The following is a 22,920-nucleotide window of genomic DNA, read 5'->3' on the forward strand; positions in this document are numbered from 1 at the left end:
CTTGTAAATATTACTGATTTGTAAGTAGGATTTGTCTTAATTTTGTGGAATGAAAATAGCAGGGAGAAATTTAAGTCATCATGGCACCAGCGCAGCTTTTGTGAAAAATAAGTTGTTATGGAAGGTGGAAGTAATGATGAAAACGAAGCAAACTGATGAATTATTAGCAAAAGATGAGCAATATGTTTGGCACGGAATGCGTCCCTTTAGTCCAAATAGTACAATGGTAGGGGCAAAAGCTGAAGGGTGCTGGGTTGAAGATATACAAGGAAAAAGATATTTAGATGGTATGAGTGGCCTTTGGTGTGTCAATAGTGGATATGGAAGAAAAGAGCTCGCAGAAGCGGCTTATAAGCAATTACAAACATTATCATACTTTCCAATGTCACAATCCCATGAGCCAGCTATAAAGCTTGCTGAAAAGTTAAATGAGTGGCTTGGGGGAGAGTATGTTATTTTCTTCTCAAATAGTGGTTCAGAAGCGAACGAAACAGCTTTTAAAATAGCAAGGCAATACTATGCTCAAAAAGGTGAACCACATCGTTATAAATTTATGTCACGTTACCGTGGGTATCACGGGAATACAATGGCGACAATGGCAGCGACGGGACAAGCGCAGCGTAGATATCAGTATGAGCCGTTTGCTTCAGGTTTTTTACACGTAACACCACCGGATTGTTACCGTATGCCTGAAATTGAAGGGCAGCATATTTATGATGTAGAATGTGTGAAAGAAGTCGATCGTGTTATGACGTGGGAATTAAGTGAAACAATTGCCGCTTTTATTATGGAACCAATTATTACAGGCGGGGGCATATTAATGCCACCACAAGACTATATGAAAGCTGTTCATGAGACGTGTCAAAAACACGGTGCCTTGCTTATTAGTGATGAAGTAATTTGCGGTTTCGGTCGTACAGGAAAAGCATTTGGTTTTATGAATTATGATGTGAAGCCAGATATTATTACAATGGCAAAGGGCATTACGAGCGCATATTTACCATTATCTGCAACAGCTGTGAAAAAAGAAATATATGAGGCTTTTAAAGGTAAAGGAGAATATGAATTTTTCCGCCATATTAATACATTTGGTGGAAATCCAGCAGCTTGTGCATTAGCACTTAAAAACTTAGAGATTATGGAAAATGAAAATTTAATCGAGCGATCTGCGCAAATGGGTTCCCTTTTATTAGAGCAACTAAAAGATGAAATTGGGGAACATCCGCTTGTTGGGAATATTAGAGGAAAAGGTCTATTAGTTGGAATTGAATTAGTAAATGATAAAGAGACGAAAGAGCCAATTGATAACGACAAAATTGCAAGTGTTGTAAATGCTTGTAAAGAAAAGGGCTTAATTATAGGACGAAACGGTATGACAACAGCAGGATATAATAACGTTTTAACATTAGCGCCGCCTCTTGTTATTTCAAGTGAAGAGATTGCTTTCGTTGTTGGAACGTTGAAGACAGCGATGGAGCGTATTTAATAAATAGAGAGAGGAGCGAGCTGTAATATAAGGCTCGCTCTTGTTTAGTAGGAGGGGACTTTTAATGGAGAAATATGATCCTAACAAACATTATCACATCGGATATTATGAAGACGGATATGATTTAGAAGTGACGGCGTACAAAAGAATAAATGAACCAGTTTGGGATGCTTATATTCCGCACTATGAGGCAGACGATTTTTATAAGAAAGTGGAGGGAATGAAGCTAGGTAAATATATAGATGATTATGGCATTATGGTGTATTCATTTGGCAATGATATTGATGATGATGAAGCACGAATTATTTTTGAAAAATGGTTAAAAAAGAACGGGATTGTTTAAAGATAAAACAAAAAGGAGATTGCTATCTTATAAAATAGCAATCTCCTTTTATTATAGTAAATTTATTTACTTGCTTTCATTGCTTTATCTTTTGCACCAAAAGTGTATTTTAACATTGGTGGTGTAATCATTGTAGTTAAAATAACGACAATAACGATTGCTGTAAAGTAATCTTGTGCCAATAGACCTGAAGAAAGTCCTGTTCCTGCGATGATAAGTGCAACTTCACCACGAGAAACCATTCCAGCACCGATAATTGCAGAAGACTTAGCGTCAAATCCAGTCATTCGAGCACCGAATCCACAGCCGATTAATTTCGTTAATACAGCGATAACAGTTAATGCTAAGATGAACCAAATTTGATTGCCGATACCGTCAAATGTAATATTCATACCGATACTAATGAAGAATACTGGAACGAACATAGCGTAAGCAATTGGTTCTACTTTCTTTTCTACTTCATGTTTGTAGTTTGTTTGAGAAATTGCAATACCAGCAGCGAAAGCACCGATAATACCAGCAATTCCTAATAATTCGCCGAAATATGCGAATGAGAAACAGATGATAAGAGCCGCGCTCACGATAGACTCAGATACGCGCAGTGGTGATAACCAGCGCATAATCGCAGGAACACCTTTCCATCCGATTAAAATAATAGAAGCGAAGAATACTACTTTCTTCAAGATAACCATTGTTAAGTTAACATCATCAGTACCTAAGAAGCTCATTGCAAATGCTAATAAAATAACAACAAGAATGTCATCAAATACAGCTGCGCCTAGCATAGTTGTACTTTCACGTGTTTTCATTTTACCTAAATCACGAAGTGTTTGTACGGAAATACTAACACTTGTCGCACATAGAAGTAATCCTAAGAATACAGCGTTTCCTTGTTCCATTCCCATCACAAGACCGGAAACGTAACCACCTACGAATGGAAGAATGATACCTCCGAGTGCAACTGCTAAAGAAGAATTACGATTTGCGTTTAATTCTTCTAAGTCTGTTTCAAGTCCAGCCATAAACATTAAAAGAATAACTCCGACATTACTTAATTGAGTTAGAAGCTCTGAATTTTCAATCCAACCTAATACAGCTGGACCGATAACGATACCGACAATTAATTTACCTAGTACAGAAGGTTGACCTAATCTAACACTAAGATCACCAGCAAGCTTTGTACTTAATAAAATAAGTGCAATTTGAAAGAAAAATTCGAATTCCATCTGATCCTCTCCTCGTCATTTTTAATTTTATCATACGATTTCTCGGAATTTGCCTAATGAAAATATGTAAAACCCATTAAACAAAAGGGTCTGATTACAAGTTCTTTTGAACTCGTAATTTGAACCTGTAATTAATATATAATAGATTTTATAAAAAATCAATGAAAAAATGGGAGCTTTTTGAGGAAGAAGCTGTCTTATTGGGATATAGGTGTAAGAGTAGTGTGTGAATTTTATATGTATAAAATAGTATGAAGTCCTTTTCCATTACAAATAATAAATTCTACATACTATTTCACGAACTATAACTGTGAAAGGGAGGATTTATAATTTGAAGGCATTAAAAAATAACTTGTCTATTGTTGCTTTAGGTGGAGTAAATGAAATAGGAAAAAATATGTATGCTATCCAATATGAAAATGATATTGTCGTCATTGATTGTGGATCTAAATTTCCAGATGAAAGTTTATTAGGGATTGATTTAATAATTCCAGACGTCACATATTTGCAAGAAAATAAAGAAAAAATTCGCGGTTTAATAGTAACGCACGGGCATGAGGACCATATTGGCGGAATACCATATTTTTTAAAACAACTAAATGTACCAATCTATGCAACAAAGTTAACGTTAGGTTTAATTGAAATTAAATTAAAGGAACACAATCTTCAAAATGATACGGAATTAATCGTTATTCATTCAGAATCAGAAATTGATTGTGGTTCTATTAAGGCAACTTTTTTTAAAACGAACCACAGTATTCCGGATTGTCTCGGTATTGTTTTTCATACACCAGAAGGTACTGTAGTACATACAGGTGATTTTAAATTTGATTTAACACCAGTAAATAATCAACATCCTGATATTCATAAAATGGCTAAAATAGGAAGTGAAGGTGTACTAGCTTTATTATCTGAAAGCACAAATGCAGAACGCCCAGGTTTTACTCCATCAGAAAGGTCAGTAGGAGAACGGATAGAGGAAATATTTATGAAAGCAAATAGAAAAGTAATTATTTCTACGTTTGCTTCTAATGTGAATCGTGTTCAGCAAATAGTTGAAGCATGTATAAAAACAAATCGAAAACTAGCTTTGCTAGGGAGAAGTATGGTAAATGTAGTAGAGGTTGCTCTAGAGAAAGGTTATTTACATATTCCAGAAGGTATGTTGATTGAAGCAAATGAGGTAAATCGTTTAGATCCAAAGCAGGTTGCAATACTTTGTACAGGAAGTCAAGGAGAACCAATGGCAGCTTTAGCGCGTTTAGCTAGTGGAAACTATAGACAAGTGGATATTTTACCAGAAGATACGGTTATTATAGCCGCGACCCCTATCCCAGGAAATGAACGTAACGTTTCTCGAATTATCGATAATTTATTTGCATTAGGAGCAAAGGTGATTTACGGATCAGGTAGTTCTACTGGAGTGCATGTATCCGGTCATGCATATCAAGAAGAGTTGAAGTTAATGCTTACATTAATGAAGCCAAAATATTTTATTCCAATTCATGGAGAGTTTAGAATGCTACACCACCATAGTTTGTTAGCAGAATCAATTGGTATTGAAAAGGAAAATATCTTTATTGTACGTAATGGAGATGTTGTAGATATAAGTAATGAAGTGGCAATTCAATCTAGAAGAATACAGGCAGGAAATATATATGTAGATGGATTAGGAATTGGAGATGTTGGAAATGCATTATTACGTGATCGTAAACAACTTTCAGAAGATGGAATGCTCGTTATAGTTATTACTTTTAATAAAGTGGATGGAGAAATAATTTCAGGTCCAGATATTATTTCTCGTGGATTTGTCTATGTCCGTGATTCAGAAGAATTTCTAAGAGAATTAAATAAATTAGCTGTTATTACGATTAATAATTTAAAGAAAGAGAATGTGAATAGCTGGGGTATTTTGAAAAGGGAGGTAAGAGAAGCATTAGGGAAGTATATATATACAAATACAAAACGAAAGCCGATGATTCTTCCTATAATAATAGAGGTTTAATAGTAAAAAAGAATTCTCGTATGGGAATTCTTTTTTGTTTTGAAGAGAAAATGAACATATAATGAAATAAATAGAAATGGAAGGAAATAAAAGATGTTATTAAATAAACGTTTTACAATTGGAGAAATGGCGAAAATGCATAATATCGCAGAATCTACATTAAGGTATTATGATGAAAAAGGAATTTTTCATCCGTCCATTGTGGATCCTCAAACGAATTATCGTTATTATACAATCGATCAATTTTCACTGTTAGATACGATTAAATTTTTACGCCAGTTAAATATTCCGTTAAAGGAAATTAAGAAATATATTGATGAAAGAAATCCAGCATACGCACTCGATTTACTGGAAAAACAACAAGAGATGATGCTGAAGAAACAAAGAGAAATTGAGTATGCTTTGGCGAAAATGGAGCATAGAATTCATTTAATTAAGAAAGCAACAAAAGCAAAAGTTGAACAAATGGTAATTAAAGAGATTCCGCAGCGAAAAATTACAGCAATTGCGGTTGCTCCAAATACGACGGATGATATGTTTGAGTACTACATTCATTCGTTACAAAAAAATATGAGGCAAATGGATGATAGTTTATTTTCTGGAGATATTGGTGTAACTGTTGCGAAAAAAGGATTAATGCAAAATGAGTTTCAAGCATATAGCAGTGTATTTATTCTTTTGGATTATATGCCGTATGAAGTGCATACTTCAGATGAAATTAAAGAAGGTTTATATGCTTGCTCTTATCATCATGGACCGTATGAAGAAACAGATGCAACGTACAAGGAGTTACTTACATACATTGATAAAGAAGGTTACGAAGTACATGGAGATTCGATTGAGATTGGATTGATTGATTGGTCTGTAACAGAAAATCCAGAGGAGCAAGTAACAGAAATTCAAATTCCTGTAGTAAAAAAATAAGATGAACACCTTTGAATTGATTACAAATTTACATTCATTAGTATAAGTCAGTTACCTGTTTTTTTAATTCTCTCTTGACCTTCAAGTTACTTGAAGGTTTAAACTAAGAAAAGAGAGTTGAAAAAAAGGAGCATATTAGAGTATGGAAGCAACAGAAAAATTAAGAGAAAAACCGATAAAAAGCTTATTTATTTCTTATTTAATACCAGCCGTTCTTGGAATGGTATTAATGTCAGTGAATATTGTAATTGACGCGGTCATGATTAGTAGAGGAGTTGGGGCGAACGGTTTAGCAGGAGTGAACGTGGCTATTCCAGCATTTTCGATTTTCTTCTCTATTTCATTATGGATCGGAATGGGCGGGGCAACGTTATACTCCATTGCATTAGGTGAAAATAAACGAGAGAGAGCAAGGTCTATTTTTACTCAATCCATGACGGTAGCAGTTGTTATCGTAGGTGTTTTAGCGGCTATTTGCTTATGGAGAATAGAAGATTTAGCATACTTATTTGGTGCAAATGAAGTGATTCTACCATATGCGTTAGACTATTTACACGTATTATTAACATTTGGAATGATATACGTTTTAGAAAATATTTTAAGTACATTCATACGAAATGATGGAAATCCTAATTTAGCAATGGCTGGTCTTGTTGTAACAGCTGTATTAAATATAGTGTTTGACTATATCTTTATTTTTATCTTTGGATGGGGCGTAACAGGTGCTGCTTCAGCGACTATTCTTTCGGCAGCGATTGGTTTCCTTGTATTATTAACTCATTTCTTTAGAAAAAGTAGTATTTTAAAGTGGACGAAATTCCATTTTGAATGGGATACTGTCAAACAAATTATGGTGATTGGTTTCCCAAGTTTTACAGCAGAAAGTACGGTTGCAATCGTAACGATTGGTTTTAATATCGCATTCGTCCAATATGCAGGAGAAGTAGGAGTAGCTTCCTATGCGATGGTGAATAGTATTCATGCAATGACATTACTATTATTCTTTGGTGTTGGAGCAGCATTACAGCCAATTGCTAGTTTCCATTATGGGGCAAATTTATCAGAGAGACTTCGTGAAGGATTGAAGTTTGCTGTGAAAATTGCAGTTGTCCTCGGAGGCATTGCGATAATTGTCGGATTATTCTTCGGGAAATATATCATTGGTTTATTTGATGTTCAATCTCCAGAATTATTGGAGTTAACCTTAACAGGTATTAGCTTATTCTTTATCCAATACGTATTTTTAGGTTATAACATTGTGTATGGAGAGTATTTCCAATCAGTGCGACAAACGAAGAAATCAGTACTTATTATAATGAGCCGAGGATTACTATTTATTATTCCATTGTTATGGATTATGCCGAAATTATTTGGGATAAACGGAATTTGGCTCGTTATGCCAGTTGCAGAAGTAATGACAGCGATTATCGTATTTACGATGAATCGTATGAAACATCCTGTTCCATTAAATATGGCAGGAGAGAAAGAAGCGATATGATGAAAAAAATCCCCTTAAGCAATTAAGGGGATTTTTTTATTCCTTTAAACTAATCGCAAAAGATCCATCCGTTTCTTGAACAGAAGCAAAGGCAACGTTTTTAATATTTGTAATTCCTTTTTCCTTTAATTCTTTATATAACCATTTTTCATCTTTATGTATTAACTTTAAGTTATCATATTGAATTTGTGAATCGACGATAAGTGCAATTGGTAATCCAGCATACTTAACTTCTATGTTTAAATCTTTTGGAGTTAATGGTACAAGTTCTCTTTTTGGTAAAATACTAATAGCGCCGTTCGCTTCTAAAATAGCGTATTCAATTTCATGAACACTTGGATATCCTGCAACGCGAAGATTAGAAAGCAGTTCTGCAATGGGGTATCTACTTTTTTGTAAGTTCTCAAAAATAATATCACCATGTTTAATTAAAATGATAGGGTGTCCGAGAATAAAACGATTTAGTTTGTTGAATAGGCTTAATTTTGTAAGGAGTAAATGTAAACATGTGATAATAACCATACCGAGAAATGCTTGCAAAGCACCAGAGACTGGTATGGCCTGAAAAGCTAAATAAGATAAAAAGATAATAGCACCAAAATCATGAGGAGTTAGTTGTGCTAAAGCTGATTTACCGAGCATCTTAAGTGATAGTAAAAATAAAATAAAAAAGAACGATACGTTACATAAAAAGAGAAGCAATAGAGACACTCCTTCGTGCAAAGTTGTACTTACTGTTCCCGAAAGAAATATAAATATTACTTTCTAGAGGATAAATTAGGTTGAATTGGAATTTGTCTGTATACAAACAAATAAATGGATATTATCATGAAAGAAGCAAAGAACATAGGAGTATATGGATATGAAAAAGAAAAAAATACTTAAGTATATGATAGGAATTATAATGGTTTGCGCCGTTTATGTGGGATTTTTACAATATAACATTTATAAGCATGGGCAAATGAATGCGACCTATGAAGCTGATTATATAATTGTATTGGGCTCGAAAGTAAACGGAACGAAACCATCGTACTCATTGCAATATCGTATTGATAAAGCAGCTGAGTATTTGAAATCACATGAGAAAGCAATCGCTATTGTATCTGGAGGGAAAGGAAAAGGGGAAGATATTTCAGAAGCATTAGCAATGAAAAATGAATTAATGAAATTAAAAATTGCAGAAGACCGCATTATAATGGAAGATAAGTCAACGAGTACTGATGAAAATATTAAATTCTCAAAACCTTTAATTCCGGACAATATGAAAAAAGGAATGATCGTAACAAACGATTTCCACATGTTTAGAGCGAAAAAAATAGCGGCAAAACAAGGTTTACAATTAGAAGGTCTTCCGGCAAAAACACCGAAACCAATCATCATTCCATCGAATGTACGAGAATATTTAGCAATCACACAGTACTGGTTTATGAATCGAATATAGAGAAAAAAATCCCGTCTGAAAGTCCAGGTGGGATTTTTTGAGGGAAATCTTACAAACATGTCATCTTAATGAAAGGTAAAGCGATAGTTTCTAGAATGGATTCCTGACATAATGAAGATAACAAAAACTATTTAGAGGTGAGTCGGATGAAAGGAAATAATATACTATCTTCACTATGTTACTTTAGTATCTTTTTTGCACCATTTTTACTACCAATTATCGTGTACTTCGTTGCGGAAGATGAAGTGAAATACCACGCGAAAAAAGCATTTTGGTCACATATTTTCCCGTACGCAATTTTATTCGGAGGATTAGCGATATCAGGAATATTCGGTTTAGGATTCAATCAATCTGACGGTGCTGGAATTGGAATGATGATCACATATGCAGTGTTCATTCTTGTAGGAATTTACTACTTCATTTGGAATATCGTAAAAGGTATTAAAGTTTTGAAAACGGCGTAATAAGATAAGAAATAATATGATGTAAATCTGTCGGTATAATTTCATTTACCGTATTAATAAACGTTTTAAAAAGAGCAATTCAAAAAGAATTGCTCTTTTTGTGCTTATAAGTTGTGAATATTGAAAAAGATATGTTAATTTTTCATTAGGAAGAGAAAAAGGAGTGATTTTCATGAATGAGATGATACATAAAATGGAGCAACACGTTTCAGTTCGTAAATATAAAGAAGAACCTATTCCGAAAGATGTAGTAGAAAGAATGGTGCAAGCTGCGCAGCATGCTGCGTCCTCGCATTTTGTACAGGCTTATTCTGTTATATATGTAACAGATCAAGACCTAAAGATTAAACTAGCAGAGCTATCCGGAAATCGTCACGTGAAAGACTGTGCAGCATTCTTTGTTTGTTGTGCAGATTTAAAACGACTTGAAATGGCATGTGAAAAACATGGTACCGAGATAAAGCATGAAGGAGTAGAAGATTTTATCGTTGCGACAGTAGATGCTTCACTTTTTGCGCAAAACTTAGCGCTAGCAGCAGAATCGTTAGGATACGGTATTTGTTACATTGGTGGTATTCGTAATAACCCAAGAGAAGTGAGTGAATTGCTTCATTTACCAGATAAAGTATATCCTGTATTCGGAATGACAGTCGGTGTACCAGATGAAGATCATGGAGTGAAACCACGTTTACCAGTAACAGCTATCCTTCATGAAAATGGATATGATGAAAAGAAATATGATGAATTATTAAACGAATACGACGAAACGATGAGCGCGTATTATAAAGAAAGATCATCAAATCAAAAAAACGTAACATGGACGGAATCAATGAGTTCATTTATGTCTAAAGAAAAAAGAATGCATATGAAAGAGTTCTTAAGTGAAAAAGGATTAAATAAGAAGTGAGTAAAGAGGCGAACCTGTGATGTAGGTTTGTCTTTTTGGGAAGGAGAAATACCTAAGGCCAGAAAGTTGTTTATTCTTTCTGAACTTAGGTATTTTGTTTGTTATCATATACATAGAAATAAAAATTAATAATTTTTTACAAAAGTGATAGAAAATGAGAATGAAATGCCAATAGTAAGTAAAAGCAGCATAATAGCCGCTTTTTATCGTTTTATTTAGTATTTGATTTGAAATGTTTATCTTATGAAAGAAAGATTATTGCTAATTGTAAACTGTCAATAAAGTTATTTAAGTTTTGATATGGAATACCCTGCCGGAAAATACAGCAATAATTTTGTTTGAACATATCTGTTATGGCACAATCTAAAGCATCTTCTATAACAAGTTCAAACTTTCAATAAGAAGATAACCCCCTGTACAACTTAAAAGAATGTACGTAAATATTTTAAAAATCCGTTGATTAAGCCATTTAAAAATAATTTGACCTATAAACAAACCTAAAAATACAATTGGAATGGCATAAAAACTTGATTCCCAAATGGTTTTGTTTGTGCCAGTAAAGAGTATTTGAGTTACTAGGCTAATGAAATATATAAACAAATAAAAAGCTAATGTAGTTGCTCTTAACTTCTCTTTTTCAGTATCAGTCCCTGTAAAATAAAGTAACAGGGGTGGACCGGGCATACCGATACTTGTCGTTAAAAGACCAGATAATCCACCAACTATGAAATCTCTAGATTGTGTTGATCTAACCTTAACGTTGCATATTAGCAACAATGTTAATAGTAAGAGTAGGATGCTAACTGCTAATTTAAAAGTGTTTATGTTAACGGAAATGAAAATTAAAATGCCAAAAGGAACACCAACTATACTTCCAAAAATAAACCTTTTCAGTAGAACAAAATCAACGTCCATTCTTATTTTCCAAATGAGTGAAATGGAAATAATTAAAGATAAAATAATGTTTATTTGTATAGCTTCTTGTGGTAGAAATAACATAAGTAAGAAAGGGGTTGCCATTATGGAAAAGCCAAAACCTGTACTTGCTTGCAGAATAGAAGCCACTAATATAATACATACGAAAATGAATGTGATACTCAAAACAGCCCTCCTATTTAATCAAGTTTAACTAGTTAAAGTCTATTATTTAAGTGCAATATTTCACAAACTCATTTGTATTTTAACATAAATATCTAGTTTTTTCTCAAATAGTATTGCCATATAAGGCTCTTTAACTAAAAAATCCGACTTACATTTTGAAACAATTTTATTATGGGGAAACAAATAATGAATGGAATCAAAATGTATTGATTATCATTAAATTATTCACTGAGATCCCCGCGATAAAACAAGAACAGCCATATAAAACTTACAAAAATACAGCATGTAGCTAATAAACTGCCAATCATTTGAGGAGAAAGAATTTCTAACAGCCCTCCTGTAAAAAACATCGATAACTGAATAAGAGATCCGTAAATAGAATAATGGAATGAAAAAACTTTACCTATCATATTTTCGTGTGTGTAAGTTTGAAGTAATGTCGTATCAAGTGGAACGATGATTCCTCCTGCTATACGCATACAGAATAAAGTAATGATACCGATAATAAGTTGATCGGATAGAATGAATCCGAGAAAGAAAATTCCTTGTAATAAGTAGGCCCAACCGAATACTTTTTTCATTTTTTCTTTATTATGGGATATATAAAGATTAACGAGAAGGCTTCCTATCATAAGCCCAGCCCCTTGAACCGTATATAAAATCCCAATGTTCGTATGGAAAATTTTTTCGGCATAGATCGTTAGAAGTAGTTGATAAGCGCCTCCAATAATGCCCCATGAAATGCAGACAAGAATTAATGTTAAAATGATTTTTGTTTGTAATATGTATGTATAACCACCTTTTATATCAGTGAAAAATGCTTTGTTCTTGTTACAAGTATCATGAGCAGGAATACTCATGTTATAAATAAAATAGGCTGAAATAAAGTATGATAGGCTATTTACTAAAAAAGCGAACTCAATATGTAAAGATTGTGTAAGTATCCCGCCCAAAGAAGCACCTATAATAGACATAAAACCAGTAATTGTACTAGAAAGAGAGTTAGCAGTTACGAAATGGTTTTGGTGTACGATATTTTTTAGGGTTGCTTGTTTAGCCGGTTCAAATAAACAAGAAAGTAAAGATAAACATATATTAGCAATGAAAATAATCTCAATTTTATAGCCTGCGAGTAAGTATGTAAGGACTAGAATTCCCCGTGTAATATCGGTAAAAATCATAATATTCTTTTTAGAGAAACGATCTACAATTCCGCCTATGAATGGACTAAGAAGAAGCTGTGGTAAACTTTTACTTATAAAAGTAAGTGCGATCATAAACGGCGATTCCGTTATGCTGTAGACAAATGTTAATAAAGCTACCGTATGGAACCAATCCCCAAGTACACTTAATGTTTGCCCATAAAATAGTTTATTGAAGTTTTTATTTGTTTTAAGAAGTGTGGAATAAGAAACTGACATAAATAGATTAATCCTTATGTATTGATGATGCTTGAACTTGTTTTTTCCATTCGCTTACATGCACTTTCTCCTCTGTAGGAAGTCCAACAGGTAATTGTGCTTCGTAAAGACCTTTAATCATTGTAATCCTCCTTAGTAAAATGTTTCTTCCTCCATATTAAACGATATTTTGTTAGTTGAAATCGCAAATAAGAGGGATATAAATTCATACGAAAGTATGAAAAAAACAGCTCATATTTGAGCTGTTTTTCTATAGTTTTTAGTTCATTTTTCAAGGATAGGATATATTAATATCCGTATCCGCCGCCACCCCAACAGCTACATCCGATGATGATTAGAAGGATGAATAGTACGATAAGCAAAGCAAATCCACCGCCGAAACCAGCGCAACTTCCACCATAACTCATATGTTTTCCTCCTTTTTAATAAGTTAATCTATATGGTTCATGGACTACTATATACAGTATGTTTTTTGTATAGAAAACGAGCCAGTCTCATTTATAATTAGACAAATGCCTGTAGATTCATTAGGATTGCATGTTAGTGATTTGTAAATAAACCTTTACGTAATTCATAATTTAGGCATAAAAAATAAAAAATTGTAAAAAAAACCATTTTCTTATTTTTTTATGAGAGAATATGTACTATAATTTTACAAGTAATATTATGGGAAAAGGGAGTTTTAGTATAGAGATGGAGATGGGACAATTAAAAAATAAAATAGAAAACAAAAAGAAAGAGTTAATTCAACTTGTTGCGAGACACGGATTGGATCATGATAAAGTTTTGTTATTTAGTCGTGATTTAGATATACTTATTAATAAGTTTATGAACATAAAAGACAAAGTGCATAAATAAAAAATTTATAGTTTTTTATATTAAGATGTTTCACAGAAAGGAGAGGACAGTAATTGGAACATTTACAGGAAGAATTGTATAAACAAATAAAAGAAGAAAAAGGTACAGTTACAATTTTCTTAAAGAGTGGCGTTAGAATAATAGGAGAAGTTGTTGGAGTGGATAAATTTACACTTTTAATCTTAGTGGATGGAAAACAACAGCTTATTTATAAGCAGGCTATATCAACAATAATGAAATAAGACACTCTTGTTGAGTGTCTTATTTCATTATTGCTTGCATGCCTCAACATCAATGCCGGCAGCAATTAACTTCTTTTCTCCATCTTGTTCAATGATTTTTTGTAATTTAGATAGGAAAGAATCAAAGTTTGTATGCTTTGCTACTTGGAATGTCATTTTATGTTCAATTGGTAGCCACGTATCAATATCAGCTTCGTTATGCTGGATTTTCACCTCAAGTTTATCGAGTGCATTAGCAACTTTTGCTTCGTACGTTTCTTTCGCTTCAAACTCCATCCATAAGTCATATAATTCCTCACCGAGAGAACCTGTTAATGTTTGTTTAATATTTAAAATAGCTTCTAGTTCATTTTTTTGTTTTTGTAGCTGTAAGTCATGACTATTCATTGTATCAAATGCAGGGATATCACCAGCTTCGGCTTCGACTAGATCGTGAATAATAACCATTTTAAGTAATTTCTCAATATTTACTTTTTGATCCAAATAAGGTTCAACTAAAATGGCCATTAGAGACATGCGCCATGTATGTTCGGCAACACTTTCTTGACGTCCGTTGGAAAGCCAGCTATGTCGCATTTCATATTTTAGTTTTTCTGCTAATGCAATGACTTGTAAAATGTTGTGTTCCATCGTGATCCTCCTCACTTATTCATACCATAATTCTAATATAGAAATGAAATGTGTCAATTTCATGAGTATATTGCGATAAACAGATGATAAGCGTATAATACATGTTATATGTGAAAACGTATTATTAAAATAAAAAAATGTTATATAAAAATGGAAAGGAAAGGGCAGAAATATGGGAGAGAAAAATCAAGTATTAGCTAGACCACAAAGAAGAAAAAGGAAGTTTGATATTTCTAGCCCAGTGGGCATTATAGTAGGTTTCATTATAGTGATAGCGGCAATTATGCTTGGCGGCGGTGGAATAAAAGCTTTCAAAAACTTTTTAGATGTTTCATCTATTTTAATTGTCATAGGGGGAACAACAGCGACAATTGTTGTGGCATATCGATTTGGAGAAATAAAAAAATATACGAAAAGCATTTTTACTGTTTTACATAGAAGAGAAGAAGATTTAGAACAGTTAACGGATTTGTTTGTCGATTTTTCGAAAAAGTCTAAAAAGCACGGCTTGCTTTCTTTAGAGGTAGATGGAGAGCAAGTGGATAATCCTTTTATTCAAAAAGGAATTCGATTAATGTTAAGCGGTTACGATGAAGATGAATTAAAAGAAGTGTTATTGAAAGATATTGAAACGGAAGTGTATGAGTTAAGAAAAGGAGCAGCATTATTAGATAAAATTGGTGATTTTGCTCCAGCTTGGGGCATGATAGGGACTTTAATTGGTCTTATCATTATGCTCCAAAACTTACAAGATACATCGCAAATTGGTACAGGGATGGCAGTTGCGATGTTAACGACATTATATGGGTCTGTACTTGCGAATATGATTGCAATCCCTCTTGCGGAAAAAGTATATCGTGGTATTGAAGATTTATATACAGAGAAGAAGTTTGTAATAGAAGCAATTTCAGAATTGTATCGTGGACAAATCCCTTCTAAATTAAAGTTGAAACTGGATACATACGTATACGAAACAAAGGTAAAAAAGGTAAAAGGAGCAGCCTAATATTTCAAGGAGTGGTATGATGAGTAAAGGACCGCAAAAGGGATCGCCTCGTTGGATGACGACTTTTACAGATTTAACGATGTTATTATTAACTTTCTTTGTATTACTAGTTGCTACATCAAAGCAAGATGCAGTAAAATTGTCAAAGATGCTTGAAAAGTTTAGTGATACGGGGCAAGTAGATGCAAAAGTAATGGAAAATACAATACCAGATATTTCACATGAAAAAAATGATGAAAAAATGATCTCAAAAAAGAGAATGGATGAATTATATAAGAAGTTAAAAGCGTATGTAGATAATAACGGTATTAGTCAAGTGAATGTATATCGGGAGGATACAGGGGTAAGCGTCGTTATAGTAGATAATTTAATATTTGATACAGGCGATGCAAACGTTAAGCCCGAAGCGAAAGGGATAATAAGTCAATTAGTTGGATTTTTTCAATCCGTACCTAACCCAATTGTTGTAGAGGGACATACAGATAGTAGACCTATTCATAACGAGAAATTCCCTTCTAATTGGGAGTTATCTTCAGCACGAGCGGCAAATATGATTCACCATTTAATTGAAGTGTATAATGTGGATGATAAAAGGCTAGCTGCGGTAGGATATGCAGACACAAAGCCAATTGTACCAAATGATTCACCGCAAAACTGGGAAAAAAACCGTCGCGTTGTTATTTATATAAAAGAGTAGTATATTATTATTTTAATAATAAAATAATAAAAATACGAAAATTCTTTTAAAAAAATATTAAATTTTATCATTTTATTTTGTATAATGAGTGAGAATGATAAGGTGAAATATTAAGATATATTTATACATAGAAGGAGAGAATTAAAAAGAATGGCACATAAAATTTTAGTAGTAGACGATGCGATGTTTATGCGAACGATGATTAAAAACTTATTAAAAAGTAATGCTGACTTTGAAGTTATCGGCGAAGCAGAGAATGGGGTAGAAGCGATTCAAAAGTATAAAGAACTTCAACCTGATATTGTAACATTAGATATTACTATGCCAGAAATGGATGGGCTTGAAGCATTAAAAGAAATTATTAAAATTGATTCAAGTGCAAAGGTTGTTATTTGTTCTGCAATGGGACAACAAGGTATGGTATTAGATGCAATTAAGGGCGGGGCAAAAGACTTTATTGTAAAGCCATTCCAAGCCGATCGTGTAATTGAAGCTTTAACAAAAGTAGCAAATAGTTAATATAGAAGGGGTGCCACAAGGAATCAAAACAGTGATAGCAGATCGACGTGTGGCCCCCTTTTTTCTCATTATAAAACACTAAATTGTTATACATAAATGAAATGTTTGTTAGACAGGTAGGGGATAAAAATGCAAACAGATCTATTAAATATATTTTTCGAAGAGTCAGAAGAACATTTACAGTCGCTAAATGAAAATGTGCTAGTGTTAGAGCAAAATCCTGCTGATATGGATGTTGTGGGAGAAATATTCCGCTCCGCTCATACATTCAAAGGTATGTCTGCGAGTATGGAATTTACGGAGATGGCTGATTTAACGCATAAGATGGAAAATGTGTTAGATGAAATTCGTCATGGAAATATAGTTGTAAATGCGGATATTATTGATGTGATTTTTGAGTGCATTGATAATTTGGAGAAGATGGTTGCAGATGTGCAACAAGGTGGAATGGGCAATATTGATGTAGCCTCAACTAAACAGAAATTAGAAGCGTTATTGAACGGCAATGTAGAAACTCCTACGGAACATATAGAGCAAAATCATATAGACAACGATGATGCAGTTTCGCATGAAGTGCATATAACAGTTGAACAGCAAGCGATTTTAAAAGCAGTACGTGCCATTATGTGTATTGAAGCATTGCAAAATGTAGGGAATATACAAAAAACAGCTCCGAGTATTGAAGAAATTGAAGCAGATGCTTTCGGATTTGAATTTACAGTATTTATGGATACGGATTGTAGTATAGAAGAATTGAAACAAGTAGTACTTCATGTTTCTGAAATTGAGAAAGTGGAAGTAAAGCAAGGAGAACCTATATCGAAGGAAGTAGCTTCTAAAAAAGTCGTTACACAAGAAGTTGTGCAAGTAGAAGAAAAGCTACAACCAGCTGTGGCTACGCAGGTAGAATCACCAATAGAGGCAACGAATCAACCTTCAAGTGCTATGCCAGCTAAAAGTACTACAAAAACGAAAAATGCTAAAGTGGAGAATCGTTCAATTCGTGTTCAATTAGAGAAAATCGAAAGATTAATGAATATGTTTGAAGAAAGTGTAATTGAACGTGGGCGCATTGATGAATTAGCTCAAACGATTCAAAACAAGGAGCTAATTGAACATTTAAATCGATTAGGCGATATTTCAAAAGATATTCAAAATGTACTATTAAATATGCGTATGGTGCCGATTGAAACTGTGTTCAATCGTTTCCCGCGTATGGTACGTATGTTAGCGAAAGATTTAGGGAAAAAAATCGATTTACAAATTACAGGTGAAGATACTGAAGTAGATAAAATTGTTATTGATGAAATCGGTGATCCGCTCGTTCATTTAATTCGAAATGCAATCGATCACGGTGTTGAAACTGTTGAAAAACGACGTGATGCAGGTAAAAATGAGACAGGTACGATTAAATTAGAAGCCTTTCATAGTGGAAATCATGTCGTTATTCAAATTACGGATGATGGAAACGGTATTAATAAAGGGAAAGTATTAGAAAAAGCGATTAAAAATGGCGTTGTAACTGAAGCAGATGCGAATAGATTAACAGATCGTGAAGTGTTTGATCTTATTTTCCAACCAGGATTTAGTACAGCTGAAGTTGTATCAGATCTTTCTGGACGCGGTGTCGGATTAGATGTTGTAAAACATACGATTCATAGTTTAGGTGGACATTTAATTATTGATTCTGAGGAAGGAAAGGGAAGTACATTTAGAATTGAACTTCCATTAACGTTGTCTATTATTCAATCTATGCTTGTTCAAACGAATGATAAGCGTTATGCTTTACCTCTTGGAAATATCGTTGAAGCAATTCGAATTAAGAGAGAAGACATCCAATCCTTACAAGGGAAAGATGTGTTAAATTATCGTAATCAAATTATTGAAGTGAAACATTTAAGTACTGTATTTGGTGAAAAAACAGTAGATGAGGCGTTTGCGTCATATGATGGTCAAATGGTTCCTGTGTTAATTGTTCGTAATACACATCGCAGCTATGGACTTATTGTAAACACAATTATCGGTCAAAGAGAAATAGTCTTAAAGTCATTAGGTGACTTCTTTGCAGAGAGTTCTAACTATTTCTCTGGTGCGACGATTCTCGGTGATGGACGAGTGGTCCTCATTTTAAACCCAGAAGGTTTATAATAGGAATGAAGGAAAGCTCCCCACTTGTATACAATTGGGGAGCTTTTTGGCTAATTGCTACGAATCTAATAATGGGATACATAGTAACGTTTTATACTAATGAGTTTGCTAAAATAAAATAAGAGTTTATATTATTTGATAGAAAAACAGAAATGAGGAGGCAGGGAAAATGCCTGAGCAACACACAAAAGGGGATACGAGCACGATTGTGCTAGAAAAAGAAAATGAGCATTTAACGCCTCAAGAATGCGATATTCTTGGCGAAATTGCAAATATATCATTTGGTTCAGCTTCGACTGTATTATCAACAATTTTAAATAGGCAAGTAAGCATTACTGCTCCTCGCATAGAGTTGGTAGATTTATATGATTCAAGAGATGTCGAAGTTCCACATGTTGTATTAAACATTCATTTTACAAAAGGATTGGATATGGAAAACCTTCTTGTCCTTAAGCAAGATGTTGCATTATCCATTGCTGATTTAATGATGATGGGAACAGGTGAAGTGGAGGACGGAAAAGAACTTGGCGAATTAGAGCTAAGTGCTGTACAAGAAGCGATGAATCAAATGATGGGATTCGCAGCTACATCTATGTCGGAATTCTTCCAAGATACAGTAGATATGTCTCCGCCGACGATTAAAGTTGTAAAGTTATCAGAAGAAATGGAGAAAATTTCTGAAATCGATGGGAATCATACGATTGTTAAAGTGTCGTTTGATTTAAAGATAGATAATCTTGTAAACTCTAAACTTGTACAAATTGTTTCAGTTGATCATGCGAAACAAATGGTAAATAAATTAATGCAATTATCTGGTGAAGTAGAAGAAACAGTCGAACCAGCAGAAGTAGTGGAAACTGAGATTGTAGAAGAACAAGTTGAAAAAGAGCATTTAACACAAGAAGAGAAAGATGTACTTGGTGAAATTGCAAATATTTCAATTGGTTCCGCTTCAACAGTATTGTCAACGCTTTTAAATCAGCCAGTTACAATTAGTACACCAAATGTGGAAGCAATCAATGTTCGTCATTATGATGGAGTACCAGTGCCATTTGTTATTTTAAATGTCGACTTTGTTGAAGGGCTAAAGAATGAGAATGTATTCGTATTTACGAAAGATGTCGCCTTAACAATGGTAGATTTAATGATGATGGGAACAGGGGAAGTTGATCCGGAAAAAGAGCTTACTGAATTAGAACTGAGCGGTATTAAAGAAATTATGAACCAAATGATGGGTCATGCTGCTACGGCGATGTCAGAAATGTTCCAAGAAAAAATGGACATGACGCCGCCAAATGTTAAATTTGTAACGTTAAAAGAAGAAATGGAGTATTTGGGAGAGTCAATGGAAGTGGACGAACTCGTTCAAATTACGTTCAATCTTGAAATTGGTGATCTGCTTCAATCGAAAATGTATCAAATTTTGCCAATTTCTGAAGCGAAAGAAATGGTAAGGCGACTTCTGTATCCAATGGTGGAAGAAGAAGAGATTGCCACAGAAGAAATTGAAGAAGAAAAAATTGTAGAACCAGTTGTGCAACCTATTGAATTTAAAGAAGTAAAACAAATGGAACCAGTATATATGGACACGTCCATTCTACAAAATGTAGAAATGAATGTGAAATTTGTATTTGGAAGTACAGTGAAAACGATTCAAGATATATTAAGTTTACAAGAAAATGAAGCAGTTGTGCTAGATGAGGATATTGATGAACCAATTCGTATTTATGTAAATGATGTATTAGTGGCGTATGGTGAACTTGTAAATGTAGATGGATTTTTCGGAGTAAAAGTGACGAAATCACTATAAGGCATTGAAATAGGAGTTTGAACTAGTAGATGAAAAACGTAAAGTTTTTTCTAATGAGTTGGCTAAGCATACATGTATGCTTGTTCTTCCCCTTGCAAAGTCAGGCTGAGGAACAAATTGAGTCAGATCAAAAAATAAATGAAGTGAATGTACAAGAAGAAAATAAGGAATCTCAAGAATCGTCAGAACAAGTGGAAACGAAACAAGATGAAGAGAAACAAAAAGAGGAGAAACAAAAAGAGGAGAAACAAAAAGAAGCAGAACAACAAGAAGTAGTAAATAAACAATTGAGTGAAAGAAAGATAGAAACAGAACAGGGAATTATTACAGTAAATAAGCCGGAGCTTAAAGTTGGCGAAGAGGTGCGAATTGCTGTAGAACCAAATGGGAAAAACATTCAAAGTATGAAAGGGATATTGCAGTTACAAAAAAATGGGGAGCAATATGCGCAAGAAAGAATGTTATCTTTTGAGTATGATGAAGAAACGAAGAGCTGGGTTGCTAACTATAAAGCAGGGGATTTTGATTTGCAAGGTGATTGGAATCTTCAGCTCGTTCAAAGTTACAAAGAGAATGAGAAAGAAGAGCTCATAAAAAATGAAGTGAAAGTCCCGCTCATTCGTATTAAAAATGAAACGCCAACTATAGATAAAGAATTGCCAAAGTTACAGAAAGTTACTATTGATGAAGTAAAAGAGAACTTAGTTGAACGAAAACAGGGAGATTCTATACATATACGAGTAAAAGCATCAGATATAGAATCGGTTGTAAAAGAAGTGCGCGTTACATTAAAAGGGAAAGAAAATAAAGAGCTTTCGTTTTTATTAGACTACAACAAGCATGATATGGATTGGCAAAAAGTATTTGAAATAACAGAAGCATTGCCGGCTGGGCCATACGAATTACTTGTAGAGATAATAGATGCAGCAGGTAATAAACTTGTTGAGGAAAGTGAATATACCATTTCTGTTTTGGCGCCAAAAAATGAAGATGATAAAAAGATAGAAGAGAAAGAAGATAAATTAGATAATAAACTAGAAAATGAATTAGAAGATAAGAAAGAAAATGAGAAGCAAGAAGATTCCAAAGTCAAAAACCCGGTTCCAGAAGAAAATTTGCCAGTTGTTCAAATTCCGAAGCGAGATGAGAAAGTAAATAAGTTTATAAAAGAACCGTTGAAAGAGAAAGAGGAATTTACTTACGTTATAAAAGAGCCGTTCGAAGACAACAAGGAAGTACATAAGGCGAAGGACCAAAAAGAGAAAAATAACAAACAAGTTGCCTCTAAAAAGAAAGAACAAAAAGAAGAACCGAAAGACAAGAAAGAAGAAAAAGGTGAACAGGGAGTGCAAGCTTCTGATGTGTTTACTATCATGTCAGGTTTATTCGTACTGTTTTTAGTTTTAAAGAGTAATAAAGAATGGGGCTAATTATTTCATAGTAGTGGAGGCGCTTAAATGGAGATTAAACGTACGACAATTGAAGATAAGGCGTTACAACCATTAAAACAGCCTGCAGCTATTTCGGAGCATGGAATCCAGAAAGAACGAAAGCGTAGCAATTTAGTGTTTACTGGACAGTCTAAAATTATTTCGAAAAATAATGAAATAGGCATTTTACTTGCAAGTTTAAGTGATGGAAAGATTATGAAGGAAATGCTTTCTAAAGAGATGGATACAGTGTTACAACTTTTTAAAAAGTTACATACGTTATCTGGAGAAGGTAAGCAAACAGAAAAAATATTTGAACAAGTAATTAGAAGCCTACAAGGGCTTGTTAAGCAGGCGCATATAAAAGAACTTCCTTTGTTAGATGGAACATATGATTTCGCTGAAGTACAACTATCATTTGGTAGAAAAGTACATATTCCGTTACTAGATGTGAGTGCACTTATCTCTAGAGTGGAAAGTGATTCTTCAGAAGGAAATATAAATTTGATGGTAACGGTTATTACTGCTTATATAACGAAATTGTCTAACGAAACAATTTTAATTAGTGTTACAGACCGCATTGCTAAAGATCGGGATGTAAGTGTATGGAGAGCGCTTGCGGAAATGAACATGACACAATTATCACAGGCATTGAAACAAACGATGCAAGAACATAAATGGTCTATGACGCTTCTTTTTCTCTTTATATGGATTGTCGGTATTATTTTAATTCGAGTTATGTAAAAAGGTCGTCACTCCATTGT

23 protein-coding genes are annotated in these 22,920 nt (G+C 33.8%); 17 read left to right on the top strand and 6 right to left on the bottom strand.

Going from position 1 to position 22,920, the window contains the following annotated elements; translation table 11 throughout:
* The first annotated feature begins 136 nt into the window (after nucleotides 1–136).
* Both ACX9TM_RS08775 and ACX9TM_RS08780 read left to right on the top strand, forming a co-directional pair.
* A complete protein-coding gene (locus ACX9TM_RS08775) occupies nucleotides 137–1,486 on the top strand; it encodes an aspartate aminotransferase family protein (protein WP_000850962.1) in 1,350 nt (449 codons plus the stop codon).
* 64 nt (nucleotides 1,487–1,550) lie between these two features.
* Nucleotides 1,551–1,829, top strand: coding sequence for a DUF3986 family protein (locus ACX9TM_RS08780; protein WP_000417068.1), 279 nt, complete (start codon nucleotides 1,551–1,553; stop codon nucleotides 1,827–1,829).
* Nucleotides 1,830–1,891: 62 nt separating this feature from the next.
* Here ACX9TM_RS08780 and ACX9TM_RS08785 read toward each other — a convergent pair whose 3' ends face one another.
* The gene (locus ACX9TM_RS08785) at nucleotides 1,892–3,055 is read right to left on the bottom strand and encodes a cation:proton antiporter (protein WP_072770146.1); all 1,164 of its coding nucleotides are present in this window, start codon (nucleotides 3,053–3,055) and stop codon (nucleotides 1,892–1,894) included.
* A gap of 331 nt (nucleotides 3,056–3,386) precedes the next feature.
* On the opposite strand from ACX9TM_RS08785, the gene ACX9TM_RS08790 reads away from it, so the two are divergent.
* The 3 genes from ACX9TM_RS08790 (at nucleotide 3,387) to ACX9TM_RS08800 (ending at nucleotide 7,482) form a co-directional block, all read left to right on the top strand.
* Nucleotides 3,387–5,060 (top strand): ribonuclease J, encoded by a 1,674-nt coding sequence (locus tag ACX9TM_RS08790; RefSeq protein ID WP_000645618.1) that lies wholly within the window; start codon nucleotides 3,387–3,389, stop codon nucleotides 5,058–5,060.
* 93 nt (nucleotides 5,061–5,153) lie between these two features.
* Nucleotides 5,154–5,984: a MerR family transcriptional regulator gene (locus tag ACX9TM_RS08795; RefSeq protein WP_065382339.1), complete on the top strand. Its 831-nt coding sequence runs from the start codon at nucleotides 5,154–5,156 to the stop codon at nucleotides 5,982–5,984.
* A gap of 142 nt (nucleotides 5,985–6,126) precedes the next feature.
* On the top strand, nucleotides 6,127–7,482 hold the full coding sequence (locus tag ACX9TM_RS08800; protein WP_000388399.1) for an MATE family efflux transporter: 1,356 nt from the start codon (nucleotides 6,127–6,129) through the stop codon (nucleotides 7,480–7,482).
* Nucleotides 7,483–7,518: 36 nt separating this feature from the next.
* On the opposite strand, the gene ACX9TM_RS08805 is transcribed toward ACX9TM_RS08800, so the two are convergent.
* Nucleotides 7,519–8,184: a DUF421 domain-containing protein gene (locus ACX9TM_RS08805; RefSeq protein WP_000923928.1), complete on the bottom strand. Its 666-nt coding sequence runs from the start codon at nucleotides 8,182–8,184 to the stop codon at nucleotides 7,519–7,521.
* Nucleotides 8,185–8,344: 160 nt separating this feature from the next.
* Here ACX9TM_RS08805 and ACX9TM_RS08810 point away from each other — a divergent pair, with 160 nt between their 5' ends.
* From ACX9TM_RS08810 to nfsA, 3 genes are all read left to right on the top strand, one after another.
* Nucleotides 8,345–8,923, top strand: coding sequence for a YdcF family protein (locus tag ACX9TM_RS08810; protein WP_065382338.1), 579 nt, complete (start codon nucleotides 8,345–8,347; stop codon nucleotides 8,921–8,923).
* 146 nt (nucleotides 8,924–9,069) lie between these two features.
* Nucleotides 9,070–9,387 carry a magnetosome magnetite crystal formation protein family gene (locus tag ACX9TM_RS08815; protein WP_000678038.1) on the top strand — a complete coding sequence of 106 codons (318 nt, stop codon included), beginning with the start codon at nucleotides 9,070–9,072 and terminating at the stop codon, nucleotides 9,385–9,387.
* Nucleotides 9,388–9,559: 172 nt separating this feature from the next.
* Nucleotides 9,560–10,294 carry an oxygen-insensitive NADPH nitroreductase gene (gene nfsA / locus ACX9TM_RS08820; protein ID WP_001004527.1) on the top strand — a complete coding sequence of 245 codons (735 nt, stop codon included), beginning with the start codon at nucleotides 9,560–9,562 and terminating at the stop codon, nucleotides 10,292–10,294.
* Nucleotides 10,295–10,669: 375 nt separating this feature from the next.
* Here the strand turns inward: nfsA and ACX9TM_RS08825 are convergent, their stop codons facing one another.
* The 3 genes from ACX9TM_RS08825 to ACX9TM_RS08835 form a co-directional block, all read right to left on the bottom strand.
* Nucleotides 10,670–11,395, bottom strand: a complete 726-nt coding sequence (locus tag ACX9TM_RS08825; protein ID WP_000028733.1) for a sulfite exporter TauE/SafE family protein — start codon at nucleotides 11,393–11,395, stop codon at nucleotides 10,670–10,672.
* Between the two features lie 221 nt (nucleotides 11,396–11,616).
* The gene (locus tag ACX9TM_RS08830) at nucleotides 11,617–12,816 is read right to left on the bottom strand and encodes an MFS transporter (protein ID WP_072770144.1); all 1,200 of its coding nucleotides are present in this window, start codon (nucleotides 12,814–12,816) and stop codon (nucleotides 11,617–11,619) included.
* Nucleotides 12,817–13,103: 287 nt separating this feature from the next.
* Entirely contained in the window at nucleotides 13,104–13,223 is a 120-nt protein-coding gene (locus tag ACX9TM_RS08835) for a YjcZ family sporulation protein (protein WP_000120179.1), read from the bottom strand.
* 232 nt (nucleotides 13,224–13,455) lie between these two features.
* On the opposite strand from ACX9TM_RS08835, the gene ACX9TM_RS08840 reads away from it, so the two are divergent.
* Both ACX9TM_RS08840 and hfq read left to right on the top strand, forming a co-directional pair.
* Complete coding sequence (locus ACX9TM_RS08840; RefSeq protein ID WP_000291688.1) at nucleotides 13,456–13,674, top strand: aspartyl-phosphate phosphatase Spo0E family protein; 219 nt, start codon at nucleotides 13,456–13,458, stop codon at nucleotides 13,672–13,674.
* Nucleotides 13,675–13,727: 53 nt separating this feature from the next.
* On the top strand, nucleotides 13,728–13,916 hold the full coding sequence (gene hfq / locus ACX9TM_RS08845; protein WP_000400663.1) for an RNA chaperone Hfq: 189 nt from the start codon (nucleotides 13,728–13,730) through the stop codon (nucleotides 13,914–13,916).
* Between the two features lie 27 nt (nucleotides 13,917–13,943).
* Here the strand turns inward: hfq and ACX9TM_RS08850 are convergent, their stop codons facing one another.
* On the bottom strand, nucleotides 13,944–14,546 hold the full coding sequence (locus ACX9TM_RS08850; protein WP_000400752.1) for an HD domain-containing protein: 603 nt from the start codon (nucleotides 14,544–14,546) through the stop codon (nucleotides 13,944–13,946).
* A gap of 172 nt (nucleotides 14,547–14,718) precedes the next feature.
* Here ACX9TM_RS08850 and ACX9TM_RS08855 point away from each other — a divergent pair, with 172 nt between their 5' ends.
* The 7 genes from ACX9TM_RS08855 (at nucleotide 14,719) to ACX9TM_RS08885 (ending at nucleotide 22,900) form a co-directional block, all read left to right on the top strand.
* Nucleotides 14,719–15,552 (top strand): flagellar motor protein MotP, encoded by an 834-nt coding sequence (locus tag ACX9TM_RS08855; RefSeq protein ID WP_000504191.1) that lies wholly within the window; start codon nucleotides 14,719–14,721, stop codon nucleotides 15,550–15,552.
* Nucleotides 15,553–15,571: 19 nt separating this feature from the next.
* Nucleotides 15,572–16,249 (top strand): OmpA family protein, encoded by a 678-nt coding sequence (locus ACX9TM_RS08860; RefSeq protein WP_000033627.1) that lies wholly within the window; start codon nucleotides 15,572–15,574, stop codon nucleotides 16,247–16,249.
* Nucleotides 16,250–16,399: 150 nt separating this feature from the next.
* Nucleotides 16,400–16,768: a response regulator gene (locus ACX9TM_RS08865; protein WP_000940565.1), complete on the top strand. Its 369-nt coding sequence runs from the start codon at nucleotides 16,400–16,402 to the stop codon at nucleotides 16,766–16,768.
* Nucleotides 16,769–16,897: 129 nt separating this feature from the next.
* Complete coding sequence (locus tag ACX9TM_RS08870) at nucleotides 16,898–18,916, top strand: chemotaxis protein CheA (protein ID WP_001192608.1); 2,019 nt, start codon at nucleotides 16,898–16,900, stop codon at nucleotides 18,914–18,916.
* Nucleotides 18,917–19,085: 169 nt separating this feature from the next.
* On the top strand, nucleotides 19,086–20,726 hold the full coding sequence (locus tag ACX9TM_RS08875; protein ID WP_001115002.1) for a flagellar motor switch protein: 1,641 nt from the start codon (nucleotides 19,086–19,088) through the stop codon (nucleotides 20,724–20,726).
* Nucleotides 20,727–20,755: 29 nt separating this feature from the next.
* Nucleotides 20,756–22,156, top strand: coding sequence for a transglycosylase (locus tag ACX9TM_RS08880; RefSeq protein ID WP_072770143.1), 1,401 nt, complete (start codon nucleotides 20,756–20,758; stop codon nucleotides 22,154–22,156).
* A gap of 27 nt (nucleotides 22,157–22,183) precedes the next feature.
* Nucleotides 22,184–22,900, top strand: a complete 717-nt coding sequence (locus ACX9TM_RS08885; protein WP_065382164.1) for a hypothetical protein — start codon at nucleotides 22,184–22,186, stop codon at nucleotides 22,898–22,900.
* The last annotated feature ends 20 nt before the right edge of the window (nucleotides 22,901–22,920 follow it).

Source organism: Bacillus sp. LH1 (assembly GCF_057924895.1).